At 34.1% G+C, this 14,434-nt stretch carries 13 protein-coding genes; 8 read left to right on the forward strand and 5 right to left on the reverse strand.

The window, feature by feature from the left end:
* Positions 1-55: 55 nt before the first annotated feature.
* From ACGK9U_RS03430 to rlmB, 5 genes are all read left to right on the forward strand, one after another.
* The gene (locus ACGK9U_RS03430; protein ID WP_394464956.1) at positions 56-3,199 is read left to right on the forward strand and encodes a SusC/RagA family TonB-linked outer membrane protein; all 3,144 of its coding nucleotides are present in this window, start codon (positions 56-58) and stop codon (positions 3,197-3,199) included.
* A 21-nt stretch (positions 3,200-3,220) separates the two neighbouring features.
* On the forward strand, positions 3,221-4,684 hold the full coding sequence (locus tag ACGK9U_RS03435) for a SusD/RagB family nutrient-binding outer membrane lipoprotein (protein WP_394464957.1): 1,464 nt from the start codon (positions 3,221-3,223) through the stop codon (positions 4,682-4,684).
* A 31-nt stretch (positions 4,685-4,715) separates the two neighbouring features.
* Positions 4,716-5,363, forward strand: coding sequence for a DUF5011 domain-containing protein (locus ACGK9U_RS03440; RefSeq protein ID WP_394464958.1), 648 nt, complete (start codon positions 4,716-4,718; stop codon positions 5,361-5,363).
* A 57-nt stretch (positions 5,364-5,420) separates the two neighbouring features.
* Positions 5,421-5,867 carry a lipid-binding protein gene (locus tag ACGK9U_RS03445; protein WP_394464959.1) on the forward strand — a complete coding sequence of 149 codons (447 nt, stop codon included), beginning with the start codon at positions 5,421-5,423 and terminating at the stop codon, positions 5,865-5,867.
* Positions 5,868-5,938: 71 nt separating this feature from the next.
* A complete protein-coding gene (gene rlmB / locus ACGK9U_RS03450; protein WP_394464960.1) occupies positions 5,939-6,676 on the forward strand; it encodes a 23S rRNA (guanosine(2251)-2'-O)-methyltransferase RlmB in 738 nt (245 codons plus the stop codon).
* A 60-nt stretch (positions 6,677-6,736) separates the two neighbouring features.
* Here the strand turns inward: rlmB and ACGK9U_RS03455 are convergent, their stop codons facing one another.
* On the reverse strand, positions 6,737-7,459 hold the full coding sequence (locus tag ACGK9U_RS03455; RefSeq protein WP_394464961.1) for a rhomboid family intramembrane serine protease: 723 nt from the start codon (positions 7,457-7,459) through the stop codon (positions 6,737-6,739).
* Positions 7,460-7,731: 272 nt separating this feature from the next.
* Between ACGK9U_RS03455 and ACGK9U_RS03460 the strand changes: the two genes are divergently transcribed.
* Positions 7,732-9,009: a replication-associated recombination protein A gene (locus ACGK9U_RS03460; RefSeq protein ID WP_394464962.1), complete on the forward strand. Its 1,278-nt coding sequence runs from the start codon at positions 7,732-7,734 to the stop codon at positions 9,007-9,009.
* 79 nt (positions 9,010-9,088) lie between these two features.
* On the opposite strand, the gene ACGK9U_RS03465 is transcribed toward ACGK9U_RS03460, so the two are convergent.
* The 4 genes from ACGK9U_RS03465 to radC all read right to left on the reverse strand — a co-directional run bounded on the left by ACGK9U_RS03465 (position 9,089) and on the right by radC (position 12,871).
* Positions 9,089-9,961 carry a hypothetical protein gene (locus ACGK9U_RS03465; protein WP_394464963.1) on the reverse strand — a complete coding sequence of 291 codons (873 nt, stop codon included), beginning with the start codon at positions 9,959-9,961 and terminating at the stop codon, positions 9,089-9,091.
* A gap of 43 nt (positions 9,962-10,004) precedes the next feature.
* Positions 10,005-10,694 (reverse strand): YjjG family noncanonical pyrimidine nucleotidase, encoded by a 690-nt coding sequence (locus tag ACGK9U_RS03470; protein ID WP_394464964.1) that lies wholly within the window; start codon positions 10,692-10,694, stop codon positions 10,005-10,007.
* A gap of 68 nt (positions 10,695-10,762) precedes the next feature.
* Positions 10,763-12,070, reverse strand: coding sequence for a polysaccharide deacetylase family protein (locus tag ACGK9U_RS03475; RefSeq protein WP_394464965.1), 1,308 nt, complete (start codon positions 12,068-12,070; stop codon positions 10,763-10,765).
* 102 nt (positions 12,071-12,172) lie between these two features.
* The gene (gene radC / locus ACGK9U_RS03480) at positions 12,173-12,871 is read right to left on the reverse strand and encodes a DNA repair protein RadC (protein WP_394464966.1); all 699 of its coding nucleotides are present in this window, start codon (positions 12,869-12,871) and stop codon (positions 12,173-12,175) included.
* 64 nt (positions 12,872-12,935) lie between these two features.
* Between radC and ACGK9U_RS03485 the strand changes: the two genes are divergently transcribed.
* Together ACGK9U_RS03485 and ACGK9U_RS03490 are read left to right on the forward strand one after the other, a co-directional pair.
* A complete protein-coding gene (locus ACGK9U_RS03485; RefSeq protein WP_394464967.1) occupies positions 12,936-13,529 on the forward strand; it encodes an FMN-binding negative transcriptional regulator in 594 nt (197 codons plus the stop codon).
* 17 nt (positions 13,530-13,546) lie between these two features.
* The gene (locus tag ACGK9U_RS03490; protein ID WP_394464968.1) at positions 13,547-14,410 is read left to right on the forward strand and encodes an alpha/beta hydrolase fold domain-containing protein; all 864 of its coding nucleotides are present in this window, start codon (positions 13,547-13,549) and stop codon (positions 14,408-14,410) included.
* Positions 14,411-14,434 lie beyond the last annotated feature (24 nt).

Genomic DNA, 14,434 nt, shown 5'->3' on the forward strand with positions numbered 1-14,434 from the left:
TTTATTAACTTTTTATTATGATTTTTGACATTGACTAATTCAAATAATTATAAAAATGAAAACAAAGTTTAGTGGAATTCTAACGCTATTACTAGCGTTTGTCGTGCAACTAACGTTTGCACAAGAAAAGACTATTTCAGGTACAGTATCAGACGCGTCTGGTTTGCCTTTACCTGGAGCTACGGTCTTAGTTAAAGGTACCACTTCTGGTACCTCAACAGATTTCGATGGAAAATATGCAATTAAAGCTAATACAGGTGCTACACTTGTGTTTAGTTTTGTGGGGTATACAACCAAAGAAATTAGAGTAGCTGCCTCAAATTCAATTAATATCCAATTAAGCGAAGATACCGCTGTTCTAGAAGAAGTAGTAGTTACTGCTTTAGGTATTAAAAGAGAAAAAGCCTCAATTGGGTCTGCAGTTACTACTGTAAACTCTGAAGAACTTAATGAGGGATCTCAAACTAACATATCCGATGCCATAAAAGGTAAAGTGGCAGGTGTTGTTATTTCGAATGCTTCAACAGATCCTGGAGCTTCTTCTGGTATTATTATTAGAGGTTTTAGTTCTTTAGGTGGTAGTAACCAACCGCTTTATATTGTTGATGGCGTTCCTATCAATGATGGATCTAGATTTTCTAATGATTTAAATGGTGGTTATGACTTTGGACGTGGATCAGGAGACATTAATCCTGATAATATTGAAACCATTTCTATTTTAAAAGGTGCTTCTAGTACAGCATTATATGGATCTAGAGCAGCGAACGGTGTGGTAATTATTACTACAAAAAAAGGTAAGGCTTCTAAGTTAAATATTGAATTTTCATCGGCCGCTACATTTTCTGATCTGCTTAGGGCACCAAAATATCAAAATCAATTTGGTCAAGGATGGGATGGACAACATTACCTAGATGAAAACGGTTCTTGGGGACCTCGTTTTGACAATAGTGTAATTGTTTGGGGACATGTGGTTAACAATTCTCAAAAACTAAAACCTTATGCATTTCAAAAAGATCAGCTTAGAAACTTCTTTGATATAGGGGAATCTTACCAAACCAATGTATCTGTATCTGGAGGTTCTGATAACACAACTGGAAGAATTTCTGTTAACAATGCAACATCTGATGGTATTTACCCTACAACTGCAGATAGTTTTGAAAGAAATACATTAACATTATCCTTTCAATCAAAAATGGATTTTTTAACTTTTGGAGGAAGTTTAAATTATGTAAACACTTCTGGTAGTGCGGTTGCAACAGGACAAGGTCTTTCGGTAATAAACAATTTAATGCAAATCCCTACTGATATTGATATAACTGAATTTAAAGATTATAAAGACCCATTTAATAATGTTTCTAATTATTATACGCCTTATGGTGTTACCAACCCATATTTTACATTAAATGAAAATGGAAGTGGGTACAAAAAAGAACGTGTTTATGGTGCCTTTGACGTTAACGCAGAATTAAATTCTTGGGCCAGTATTGGATATCGATTTGGTATAGACGCATATGCTGACAACACAAGAATATGGAGAGCCATTGTAGACGCCGATCCAGGAAGTCCAAATGATGGATCAAGTACCGAAGAGCCAGGTGCATATTCAGAAGCAAATAATATAGTTAAACAATTTAATCATGATTTATTTTTAAATCTTAATTTTGATATACAAGAAAAATTAAAAATTGAATCTACATTTGGTTTTAACTATAATGATAGATTTACTACTGGTTTAGCTGCTTCTGTAAGTTCGCAAGACGTGCCTGGTTATTATGCATTAACAAATTCTGCAAGTACTCCAATTACATCTTCTACAATTAGTAAAAGAAGATTATATGGCGTGTTCAATTCAACGACTTTTTCATTTAACGACATGTTATATATAACTGGTAACATAAGAAACGATTGGTATTCAACACTTCCTATTGAAAGTAGATCTGTACTTTATGGTGGTGTAAATGCATCATGGATTGCAACAAATACTTTTCCTGAAATAAAGAATGTTTTAAGTTATGGTAAAATACGATTAGGCTATGGAGAAACAGGGGTAGATACCGACCCATATCAAATAGACCCAGTTATTGTATCTGGTTCTATTGACAATCAAGGCTTTAGAGATTTAGCGTTTCCTGCTGGTGGGTTTAATGCTTTTGAAATTGGTAATAGAGCTGGAAACCCTAATTTAAAACCTGAAAGAAGAAAGGAATTCGAAATAGGTACTGAATTATCCTTTATAAAAAATCGTATCTCTCTAGATTTTACTTATTATGACGCTAAGGTGGAAAACCAAATCTTAAACTTACCACTAGCAGCTTCGTCTGGATATACAAATCAAACAGCAAATGTTGGTGTTATATCTAATAAAGGTATTGAAGCATTACTTAAATTAAGTATTTTCAGAAATCCCGATGGTTTTAATTGGAATACTACTTTTAATTATTCTACAAATGATGCAATTCTAGAAGAATTAGATGAAAGATTAGATCAAGTAGATTTGGGAGGTTTAAGCACCGTAGCTTTAATAGCTAGAAAAGGGGAACCATTATCATTACTAGAAGGTAGCGTTCCAAGAAGAGACCCTGATGGTAACATTGTAGTTGATGCAAACGGTATACCTATTGCTTCACCAATTAAAGAAGTTTACGGTGACACTCAGTATGATTATACCTTAGGAATTTCAAATGATTTTTCTTATAAAGGATTTTCATTAGGCTTTACTTTAGATATAAGGGAAGGTGGTTTAATGTTCTCAAGAACTGCTGATATTACTAGATTTACTGGTAACTCAATAACTACCACAATTAATGATAGAAATCCATATCTCATACCAAATTCTGTGCGAGAAGTTACTCCTGGAGTTTTTGAAACTAATACTACAGCCATTGATTCTGAGCATTGGGATGATTACTATAGAGCAGACGCTAATGATAGAGAACAAGTAATAGATAAATCCTTTATAAAGTTAAGAGAAGTTATATTTGCTTATAAGTTTTCTGATAAAATTATTGGAAGAACACCTTTTAAAGATTTAACAATAAGTGTTGTTGGTAGAAACCTTCTACTTTTCACACCAGAATCTAACCAATATATCGATCCTGAGGTTTCTACTTTTGGCACCGATTTAAATAGCCAATTTGGTGAGTTTAGTGCAAATCCTACCACTAAGAGTCTAACCCTTGCATTAAAAGCTAGATTTTAATTAATTTTAAAAAATAAAAAAATGAAAAATATAATTAGATTTCTTTTTCTTCTAATCATGATAACCTCATGTGAAGAAGATTTGAACATAAACACAAATCCAAATACCCCAGTAGGTGCCGATAAAAGTTTTATCCTTACAGCTGCAGAAGGGTCATTAGCTACTATTATGGGTGGGTATTTAACAAACGTAGGTGGGTTTTTATCTCAATATCATACGCAACCACCTTCAGCTTCACAATATTTAGATATTGATACCTATAACATGAATGCTGACCACGCCAATAGAATGTGGAATGAAATATATGCAGGCTGTTTGAATGATTTAAGTTATGTAAAACAAGTTTCTGATGATGAAAATGATACAGGATCCTATTTAATTGCTACCTTATTACAATCATATACTTTTCAAGTATTAACAGACCTTTTTGGAAGTATACCTTACTCTGAAGCATTATTAGGTGAACAAAATATTAGTCCTAAACTTGATGAAGGTGACGTTATCTATCCTGCATTAATTAACAGTATTGATGATGCCTTAGCTAAATATAACACTAATCCTGTAAGTTCAACCGTTGGAACTCAAGATGTTATTTATAGTGCAAATATGAGTGATTGGGTAAAATTTGCAAACACTTTAAAACTAAAATTGTATTTAAGAATGGCTTATACAAGTCAAGCAAATCCTACGGCTGTAAATGCCCTATTAACTGCAAACAATTTTATAACATCGGATGCTAAATTTTCAGTGTACTCAGCAACTCAAGAGGAAGACAAAAACAACCCATTTTATGATGTTCAAATCGATAGATTGGGGGATGTAAATAATATAGCTAGTGCTTCTCTTTTAAATTTCTATACTGATAATAGCGACCCTAGAATTGATGCTGTTTATCGCAAAAACACTTCAAATCTTCACAGGGCTATTGACCAAGGAGATAGAGGTAGTTTTGCATCTCTTGTTGCTGGTGCTTTTTCAAGACCAAATATAAAACCAAATACACCAGTTTACTTGTTAACCGTAAGTGAAAGTAATTTTTTACAAGCAGAAGCTCTAATAAGATATGCAAGTGGTGTAGGTGCAGATGCTAAGTATAATGCAGGTGTACTCAATTCGTTTTTAACTTATGGGTTAACAGCTGCTCAAGCAAATACTTTAACGGGTACTGGTGGAGCTTATCAATATGTGCCTTCTGCTAATATTGAAACAGCTATTAGACAAGTAATGGTTCAAAAATGGGCTTCTTTAGCATATATAAATAATATTGAGGCATTCTTTGAACTAACCAGAACTAAATACCCAGAAATAGTAACTTTTGGAACTCAAAACTATACTATTGGCAATTTAATTATTTCTAAAAATTCCATTCTACCAGCTGGTCAAACACCAAAAACACTTTTTTATCCAACTGATGAGATAAATAGAAATAAAAACGTAAATCAAAAAGATGCTCTTACTGAGAAGATTTGGTGGGATCAAAAATAAAATATAAATTTTAATTTTAAAAAAAAATAAAATGAAAATAACATTTAAACATTTAAGTCGTATTTCATTAATACTACTAGTATTTCTGATTATATCTTGCGATGAAGCTAACCCAATTCCTTCGGAGATTACTTATTACGCTGATGTACAATTAATTGGAGATCGAACAATTGCCATAACTCAGGGACAACCATTTACTGATCCTGGGGCAATATCTTTAATTGATGGAGAATCGGTACCTTATACAACAACAGGATCTGTTGACACCAGTACTCCTGGTGTTTATAAACTAACTTATGAAACCATAAACGATGATGGGTTTCCTGCATCAGCAACAAGAGCAGTAGTTGTTTTAAGTAGTGCTCCTAGTATCTATAATCTTGAAGGCAATTGGAGAAGAAGTGCTACAGGTAATGCCGTAATAGTACGCATTTCTGATAGAGAATACACTCATAGTAATGCAGGCGGTGTAGACGGAGTCAATGCTCTTTTTGTTCCTTTCTATAATATAGATGATGTTAATTTATATATACCTTTTACCCCTAATGCATCTGAAAGTGGAATAAGTGTTGAAAGCGTCTTGGGTTCTGGAAAAATAATTAACGCTAATGAAATTAACTGGGTTTTAAGTGCCAGTGGATTTTATGGTAGTTTACTTAGAATTTTTAGAAGAGTTTAAAAAAATTAAATACGTAATATTATGAAAAATATATATAAATATAGTTTTATACTTCTTTTGACTTTACTAACATCTTGCACTAATGAAGAAGGATATAAAGATATAAGTCTTGCTAATTCTGCTGTTAAAGAAGTATCTGGTGATTGGGTAGTTGAGGTTTTAAGAGATGATGTTCATTTTAGTGATGCTATAGTGACAATATCTAATACTTCTGATAATTCGCCTACACAAATTGTTATAAATGACCATGATGGTGGATGGGGATTAAAAGCTATTGCTAATGTTGATATAGCTACTAAAACTTTTTCTGTAACTGATGCTACCGAGTACTATTATGACGTAACTGTTACTATCACTAATGGTACTATTATTCCAAATGGAGGTACAACACCTGATGGAAGAATCGTTGATGCTATTTCATTTACCGCAGTTTTTTCTGATGTTCCAACTAGAACCTTTGTTTATACCGGTTATAGAAGAACAGGATTCTTAGAAGACGAATAAATAGGAATACTTTAATTTCATATTTCAAACCGAACAAGAAAACTTGTTCGGTTTTTTATACCTTTACCCCCATGGAAAACCAAACACAAATTTTTGGAATACGCGCTATTATTGAAGCGGTAAATGCTGGTAAAACTATCGATAAAGTATTTCTTCAAAAAGGCTTAAAGGGAGAGCTTTTTAGCGAATTAGAATCGTTGATTAACAGAAACTCTATTAATATATCGTATGTTCCTGTTGAGAAATTAAACAGACTTACCAATAAAAACCACCAAGGTGCTGTTGCTCAAATTTCACCTATAGAATTCCATGATTTGGAAACACTTGTCTTAAACGTTATAGAATCTGGTAAAACTCCTTTGTTTTTATTGTTGGACCAATTGAGTGATGTTAGAAATTTCGGTGCTATTATACGCACTGCCGAATGTACTGGTGTTAATGGCATCATTATTCAGAAAAAAGGTGGTGCTCCTGTAAATGGCGACACCATTAAAACAAGTGCTGGCGCTGTTTTTAAAATTCCTATTTGCAAGGTAGACCATATTAAAGATGCTGTTTTCTATATGCAATCTTCGGGTATTAAAGTGATTGCTGCTACTGAAAAAACAGATGACACTTTATACGATGTTTCATTTACTGAACCTTGCGCCATCATCATGGGATCGGAAGATAGAGGTATTAACCCCTCTATTTTAAAAGTGGTGGATGCTAAAGCTAAATTACCTTTACTTGGTGAAATTGAATCCTTGAATGTATCGGTGGCTTGTGGTGCTTTTTTATATGAAGCGGTGAGACAAAGACTCTCTTAGATTCTTAGACTTTCTTAGAAATTTAGACATTTTAGAGTGAACATTTTTTCAGATGTATCGTTAATCTTTATTTTCTTTGAAGGTATAATTAACTGTAGGTTGCTTTGGTTCTGGTTCTATTTTTTCAATAAAATTTCCGTTTTCATCGAAGTGTTTTAAAAAAGGGTCGTCGTCTTCATTATAATTGGGTTCTTCCCAAACGTATTTTTTGGGTTTCGCAATGGCTTTTCTAAAAATGAACGCAAATAGAAGTCCTGTTATCAATCCTGATAAGTGACCTTCCCAAGAAACACCTTCTTCTAAAGGTAAGGCGTACCAAATCATGCTTCCGTAAAGAAAAATGACCAATAAAGACAAAGCTACCAGTCGGTAATGCTTTGCAAAAACGCCTTTGAAAAAGATAAAACTTACCAATACATAAATGAGTCCGCTAGCGCCAATGTGGTATGAGGGCCTGCCAATATACCATGTTAAAAAACCAGAAACTATAATACCGTAAAACAAAACTTTCCAAGCGATAGGTCTGTAGAAATAGAACAACGCCATGGACAACACAAACAACGGAATGGTATTGTGATATAAATGTTGGATACTGCCATGTAAAAAAGGACTTAAAAATACACCTCGCAACCCTTTAAAGGTTTGTGGATAGATGCCATATTTACTAAAGTTGAAACCAAAACGCACTTCGAACCAAAATACCAACCAAATAGTCAGCACAAAAAAAATGGGGTATGCTATTACACCTGTTGAAAATTTAAAATGGTCTTGATTGTTGCTCATAGAATTAAAGATAGCAAATTGTTAACCAAGTTTCAATTTTGTGCTAAAATGGCAGAAGGGCACCGCGTGAGCGATTATTCGTTGTTGATTATTTCAAATTAATGAACTCATGAATGTAAAAACATTTAAAGTGAAAATCCTTTTTGTGAGGCACGAGCAAAAAGATTGCAACGAAAAGCGCGACCCCGACTTTTTTCGGGGGCACGCCCAAAAAACAAAACTTAATAGTGATGAGATTCCTTTTTGAAAGGGAATTGTTTTAATTTTACAGTATGAACGAACCTTTAGCAGAACGACTACGCCCAAAAACCTTGGAGGACTATGTAAGCCAAAAGCATTTGGTGGGGAAAGACGGTGCTTTAACGCAACATATTAAGCAGGGCTTGATTCCATCGATGGTGTTTTGGGGACCTCCGGGAACGGGAAAAACAACTTTGGCGAATATTATTGCTACAGAATCTAGCAGACCTTTTTACACGTTGAGTGCTATAAATTCTGGCGTTAAGGATATTAGGGACGTTATTGATAAGGCAAAACAAAGCGGCGGTTTGTTTACTACCAAAAACCCAATTTTGTTTATTGATGAGATACATAGGTTTAGTAAATCGCAACAGGATTCGTTATTGCAAGCGGTTGAAAAAGGTTGGGTAACTTTAATTGGTGCTACTACCGAAAACCCAAGTTTTGAAGTGATTCCTGCACTTTTATCGCGTTGCCAAGTTTATATTTTGAACGCTTTTGATAAAAGTGATTTAGAGATGCTTTTGAAGCGTGCTATTGAAAATGATGAGCAATTATCTAAAAAGAAAATAAAGCTGAAGGAAACCAATGCGCTTATACGCCTTTCGGGTGGTGATGCTAGAAAACTGCTGAATATTTTTGAATTGATTGTAAACTCGGAAAACAGCGATACCATTGAAATTACCGACGATGGTGTTTTGAAAAAAATACAGAGCAATACGGTGCGCTACGATAAAACAGGCGAACAACATTATGATATTATTTCAGCGTTTATAAAATCGATTCGTGGTAGTGACCCCAACGGGGCAGTTTATTGGTTGGCGCGTATGATTGAAGGTGGCGAAGATGTAAAGTTTATTGCTAGAAGATTGCTTATATCAGCAAGTGAAGATATTGGGAATGCCAACCCAACGGCTTTGGTAATTGCCAACAATACGTTTCAGGCGGTTTCGGTTATTGGACATCCGGAATCTAGAATTTTATTAAGCCAATGTGCTACATACTTAGCGTGTTCCCCAAAAAGCAATGCCGCTTATATGGCTATTGGCAAAGCGCAACAATTAGTTAGGGAAACGGGCGATTTATCGGTGCCCTTGGATATTAGAAATGCGCCTACAAAACTGATGAAAGAATTGGGTTATGGTGAAAACTACCAATATGCCCACAATTACGAAAACAATTTTGCAAACCAAGAGTTTTTACCAAACGAAGTAAAAAACACAAAACTTTACGACCCTGGCAATAATGCCCGCGAAAATGCCCACCGTGAATTTTTAAAGCAGCGTTGGAAGGATAAATATGGATATTAGTTTGTTGTTAAGTTGTATGCTGTAAAGGCGTAAAATTAATTTCATCTTAACACCTCAACGACAAACAACTTAACGCTCATTAAAACTTGATATTAAGCACTTCTTGTTTTAAAACATCATTGTCATAATATTCTAAAACCCAATTACTGTCCTTTTTATATATAGTAGCATTTTTACCTTCTACCAAATACATATCTGGAATGCTTGTTTTCTTAATTCTATAAACCACTTTTGGTGTACTATCAACTAATTGAAAGCCGTTTTCAATGGCCTGTGCATATAAAATACCCGATGGAGATTCTTTTGCAGTTAATGCTGTTGTATCTATTACTTCTTTAGCAGCCACTTTTAGTTTTGGTGTTTGAGCAACCGCTTCAACCTTCGGCGATACTTTTTCTACAACTACTTCTTTTTCCTTTTTAAGGTTTTCAATTTCCTGTCTTAACGTTTCTATTTCTTTTGAAACCTCACTTTTGGTTTCTACCTCTTGTGATACCGCAACGCTTGCATTGGCACTTGGTTCATATTTATAGTTGAGTGCCTCAATGGATTTAAAAGCGTTTCTTGCGGCTTCAGTATAGGCTCTTTGAAATTCTTTTTCTCTACTTTCACCCATTTCAGAAGTATAAACCACTTCGTCGTTGCAGTTTTTAAGTTCTACCGTTAATTTGGTTTTGAACATACCTGAATCTTTTACCAAATTAGATTTTAAAGCCAAACATCTGTTTTTAACCAAATCATCAGGATAGTTAGCACCTTCCATTAGTGCCTCAAATCCATACTTTTCAAACAAAAACTCGGTTAATGAATTAAGTTGGTATTGATCGGCTTCCTTTAAAAAATCATATTTCGTAGGTACTATTACGTACTTGTAATTGTTTAAATTGGCTTGTGAAAAGATACTTGTAGATAGTAAGCATGTAATAAGTATGGCAATATATTTAAGTTTCATTTTTTATTTAATAATTGTTAAACGACTGTTGTAAAGATACACTTTATAAATATTTTTTTAATTCTATTAAACCACTTATTTGTTTAACGTTGGTTTCTATATTCATATTATTGGTGTCAAAATAAATAACATCCATACCTACGTTTAAAGCACCCTCTATATCGGCTTCATAACCATCACCAATCATAAGGCTTCTACTAATTTCCGTTTGGGCTTTTTCAATAGCATAATGAAAAATTCGAGGGTTTGGTTTTTTTACCCCAATATCTTCGCCATTTGTAATGGTTTTAAAATAGTGATGAATGTTTGATTTGGTTAATTTCCTGTATTGTACCTCTTCAAATCCATTAGACAAAATATGCAAGTTGTATTTTAAACTTAAGTAATCGAGAATCTCAATGGTATGGTCAAACAAATAATTATTATCGGTTAGATAGGTAATATAATCTGTTGATAGCGTTCGAATCATAGTATCATCGATATGCAAATTGGCAGCTACAAACGTATCTCTCAACCGACCAAAACGCAACACTTCTTTATCAATCTTAGCATCTCTATAAAGTTTCCAATATTGGAAATTGATTTCGCGATAGTGCGATAAAAATTCATGTAAATCCACATTTATAGCATTCATTTTAAAAATTTTATCGAATGTTAATTCTGAATTTTTATCAAAATCCCAAAGTGTATGGTCTAAATCGAAAAAAATATCGGTAATACCTTCAATTTTCATATGTGCACTTTATTGTTTTTAAGGTCATATGCAGTTCGCTATTAACAACTTCATTAAAAATCAGCTTTTTACATGCTTGTTTCATTCCCTGACTCTAAAATAATATTGAACAATTCTTTAAATCCTTTCCAGCGTTCAATATCGCTAAATGTATAATTATGAAGTACAGGTATAAACTCTCCATTTACCTGCTTCACTTCATGAATAATGGCATTTAATGTTTTCTTTTTATCTAATAACGATTGGTTTTTTAGCAACACATAGTCCATTACGTGGTAGGAATATATCTTTAACGGGGTTTGAATTTCATAATCCAAATCGTAAAAGAAAAAAGGTGTGCAAGAACCTGCACGAAAACCTATCTGATTTACGTAGCCCATCGTATAATCTTCCAAAATTTCTAGTTCTATCAAGTTTCTGTAAGATTCTGGTAGATTCAATTTTGAAAACGACTGTCTTGATGCTCTAAGCGATGTGTTTATAATATCTTCCATTTTAAGCTTTTCCTTTTTTAAAATAGAAAAATCTTCAATGGCAAAAAAGGATGTTTTTAAACCTACTTCGCAATAATCGGCCACATGCTTTATAAGTGAAACAAACTTCTTTTTATTAGGATTAACACCCTTGTCATAAGTTGAAAAATCGCCTATTAAAAAGAAAAACAAAAACTTGAACTTACTTTGCTTTTGTTTATTAATAATATATTTAAAGGTGTCGTATGGGTCGTGCTGCAACCCAAAAATGACCATAAACCGATTGTATAAAGTTTTAAATTTAAACTGAAATAAATCTTTAACCGAACCTCCAAAACTTCGCATGAAACCTTTTAGCTTAAAATGGTAAGGGCTGGGTACATCTATTATTGGCTTTACACTGTACTTTTTTTGAGGAAATTTAAACTCAGGAAATTGCAATTGCAAGGCCTCTTTAAATTTATACGCCCAAATATCTACAACAGGCTGTTGTAAAAAACCATGTTTAAACGCCATGCTTTCGGTAGCCAAAAAACGTCCATAATTATCTTTTACATGAGGCAGGTATTCTTCATATCTAGACAATAAATAAAACGACGCTGCAAAAATATCAAATGGCATCGCGCTTTTTTCACCATTAAAAAAGAAGCATTTTGTGTGTCCCCAATTTTGAACGTGCACGTCAATATCGTTTAAACCCTGTTCAAATAAAATATCATGGCTTTTTATAAAAAACTCGTTTCCAAGTTGCTGTTTGGTGTACGATAGTTTGATATCATCGTGAGCTATAAACTCCTCTATTTTGGTGGTAAATGTTACCTCTACACCTAATATACGTGTACAAATATGCTTAAAAACATACTTTAAACGTGGTGTAATATTGTGGGTGTAAACTAAAAGCATCTAAAATATAAATTCCAATATTAAAATTCCAAAATCCAAAAAACCTATTCGTTAAAATCTATACATATTAAGATTTTGTTTTTACCTTTTTTGTTATTTACGTTACAAAAGGTTTTCATCGGCAAAACTAAAGTATGCATTTTCGGTAATAATTAAGTGGTCTAGCACTTTTATATCCAAACTTTCTGAAGCCACTTTTAATTTATTGGTAATTTGCTTGTCGGCTTCACTGGGTTTCAATGTGCCAGACGGGTGGTTATGTGCTAAAATAAGTCCGGTTGCGCCCACTTCCAACGCATTTTTAAGCACCAGTCGCACATCTACCAATGTACCAGTGATACCGCCTTTACTTAATTGATTTTTTTGAATGACCTTATTGGAATTATTCAAGTAAACAATCCAGAATTCTTCATGTTGAAGTTCGCCGATAATGGGTTGCATCAGCTCGAAAACAGAAGTGCTTGAAGTTATCTTTTTCTTTTCCAAAGCCTCCTCGCCTCTTCGTCGCCTTCCCAATTCCAAAGCTGCGGCAATGGTAATGGCTTTAGCTTCACCAATACCCTTAAATTCCATAAGTTGTTTGATGGAAAGCTTCCCCAATTCGCTTAAATTATTATCTACACTTGCTAAAATGCGCTTGCATAATTCAACGGCACTCTCGCTTCGGCTACCCGAACCTATTAAAATGGCCACCAACTCTGCATCGCTTAAAGCGGCCTTGCCTTTGTAGAGCAATTTCTCGCGCGGTTGGTCGTCTTGACTCCAATTTTTTATTGAAAACGAGGCTTGTTTTTCTTGCATAAAGTAAATATAAATATTGTAATTTTAAAAATCGTAATTCGTAAATCTAAAATTGCACATTCCATTGAATTATCCTCCAAAAATACATCAAGACAATGACATAAACCACATGGTTGATGTGATAAAAACATACCCATTGGCTACGGTAATTTCAGTAAAGGATAACCAACCTTTAATTACCCATTTACCTTTAATTTATAATGACGCTGGAAAATTAATTGGACATATCGATAAGCAAAATCCACAAGCAGCCTTATTAAGAAACAGCCTTCCTGTTACCATTATATTTTCGGGTCCGCAATGTTATATATCGCCAAGTATTTATACCACAACGCAATTACCTACCTGGAATTACATTAAGGTACACCTAAAGGGCACGGTTAATGCTATAGAAAGCAAAGAAGCTTTAAAAGAATCGATTATTACCATGACCACGTTTTTAGAAGCTCCAGAGCATAAATATGTTTTAGAACCCAATAACCAGCGCATGCTAGGTGCTTTAGATTATATTGAAATGTTTGAAATAACCATTGATGCTTGGGAAGGAAAATTCAAACTTTCGCAAGACAAAAAAACACAAGACATTGAAAATGCCCGTGCCGAATTAATACGTGCCAACCAAGAATCTATTGAGAAATTTTTAAACAAAGTATTTTAATCTATAGCTACTGAATTATGAAGTATTGCATGTTTATCATGGCTTTTTTTAGCTATACACAACTTTTGTTTCCTCAAGAAAAGGAATACACATCAGTTGATTATCCTGAGGGTTACACCGCAGACATTGATGTACTTTACACCCAAGAAGGTAATTGGAAAGGCTACATGGATATATTTACAAATCCCAACGCCACCAACCCAACCCCGGTAGTGATCAACATTCATGGTGGTGGTTGGAAAAGCGGACAAAAAGAATCGCAAACAGGTCTTGAAACTTTTTTTAGTCGTGGGTATGCGGTTGCCAATGTAGCCTACCGCTTAATAGATGTAGCGCCTGCCCCTGCCGCTATAGAAGATGTGCGCTGTGCCTTGCTATATATTTATAGAAATGCCAAAACCTTAAACATAGATACCAACAAAATTGTTATTATGGGAGGTTCTGCTGGTGGCCATTTGGCACTTATGGCAGGTTTACTGGCTGGCAATAATAGTTTTGACAGTAATTGCCCTAATTCCGAACACATTAAAGTCGCCGCTATTATTGATAAATACGGGGTAACCGATTTAACACCGCTTGCCTATAAAAACTCGCCAAGAGATTGGTTAGGGCTCAATAATACAGATGCGGAATTTGTAAAAAAAGTATCGCCCATAAACTACGTGTCACAAAACAGTCCACCTATTTTTATAGCGCATGGCGATGCAGATCCTATAGTGCCTTACCAACAATCCATCATACTCTATAAAAGACTGAAAGCTTTCAAAGTTAAAACCCGACTTTTAACCATTAAAAAAGGCAAACATGGAAACTTCACTAAAAAGCAGAATATTCTTTTAAGCAAAAATATTTGGAAATTTTTAAATAACTTAGGGCTATAATACTGAAATTTAAAAACATAGTCC

The organism is Mariniflexile sp. HNIBRBA6329 (assembly GCF_043558645.1).
Taxonomy (GTDB): domain Bacteria; phylum Bacteroidota; class Bacteroidia; order Flavobacteriales; family Flavobacteriaceae; genus Mariniflexile.

Bases quoted from the DNA above. Each gene is read 5' to 3' on its own strand.
- ACGK9U_RS03440 (WP_394464958.1), top strand. From the start codon at position 4,716: ATGAAAATAACATTTAAACATTTAAGTCGTATTTCATTAATACTACTA.
- ACGK9U_RS03465 (WP_394464963.1), bottom strand. From the start codon at position 9,961: ATGAAACTTAAATATATTGCCATACTTATTACATGCTTACTATCTACA.
- ACGK9U_RS03455 (WP_394464961.1), bottom strand. From the start codon at position 7,459: ATGAGCAACAATCAAGACCATTTTAAATTTTCAACAGGTGTAATAGCA.
- radC (WP_394464966.1), bottom strand. From the start codon at position 12,871: ATGCAAGAAAAACAAGCCTCGTTTTCAATAAAAAATTGGAGTCAAGAC.
- ACGK9U_RS03475 (WP_394464965.1), bottom strand. From the start codon at position 12,070: ATGCTTTTAGTTTACACCCACAATATTACACCACGTTTAAAGTATGTT.
- rlmB (WP_394464960.1), top strand. From the start codon at position 5,939: ATGGAAAACCAAACACAAATTTTTGGAATACGCGCTATTATTGAAGCG.
- ACGK9U_RS03435 (WP_394464957.1), top strand. From the start codon at position 3,221: ATGAAAAATATAATTAGATTTCTTTTTCTTCTAATCATGATAACCTCA.
- ACGK9U_RS03490 (WP_394464968.1), top strand. From the start codon at position 13,547: ATGAAGTATTGCATGTTTATCATGGCTTTTTTTAGCTATACACAACTT.
- ACGK9U_RS03470 (WP_394464964.1), bottom strand. From the start codon at position 10,694: ATGAAAATTGAAGGTATTACCGATATTTTTTTCGATTTAGACCATACA.
- ACGK9U_RS03460 (WP_394464962.1), top strand. From the start codon at position 7,732: ATGAACGAACCTTTAGCAGAACGACTACGCCCAAAAACCTTGGAGGAC.
- ACGK9U_RS03430 (WP_394464956.1), top strand. From the start codon at position 56: ATGAAAACAAAGTTTAGTGGAATTCTAACGCTATTACTAGCGTTTGTC.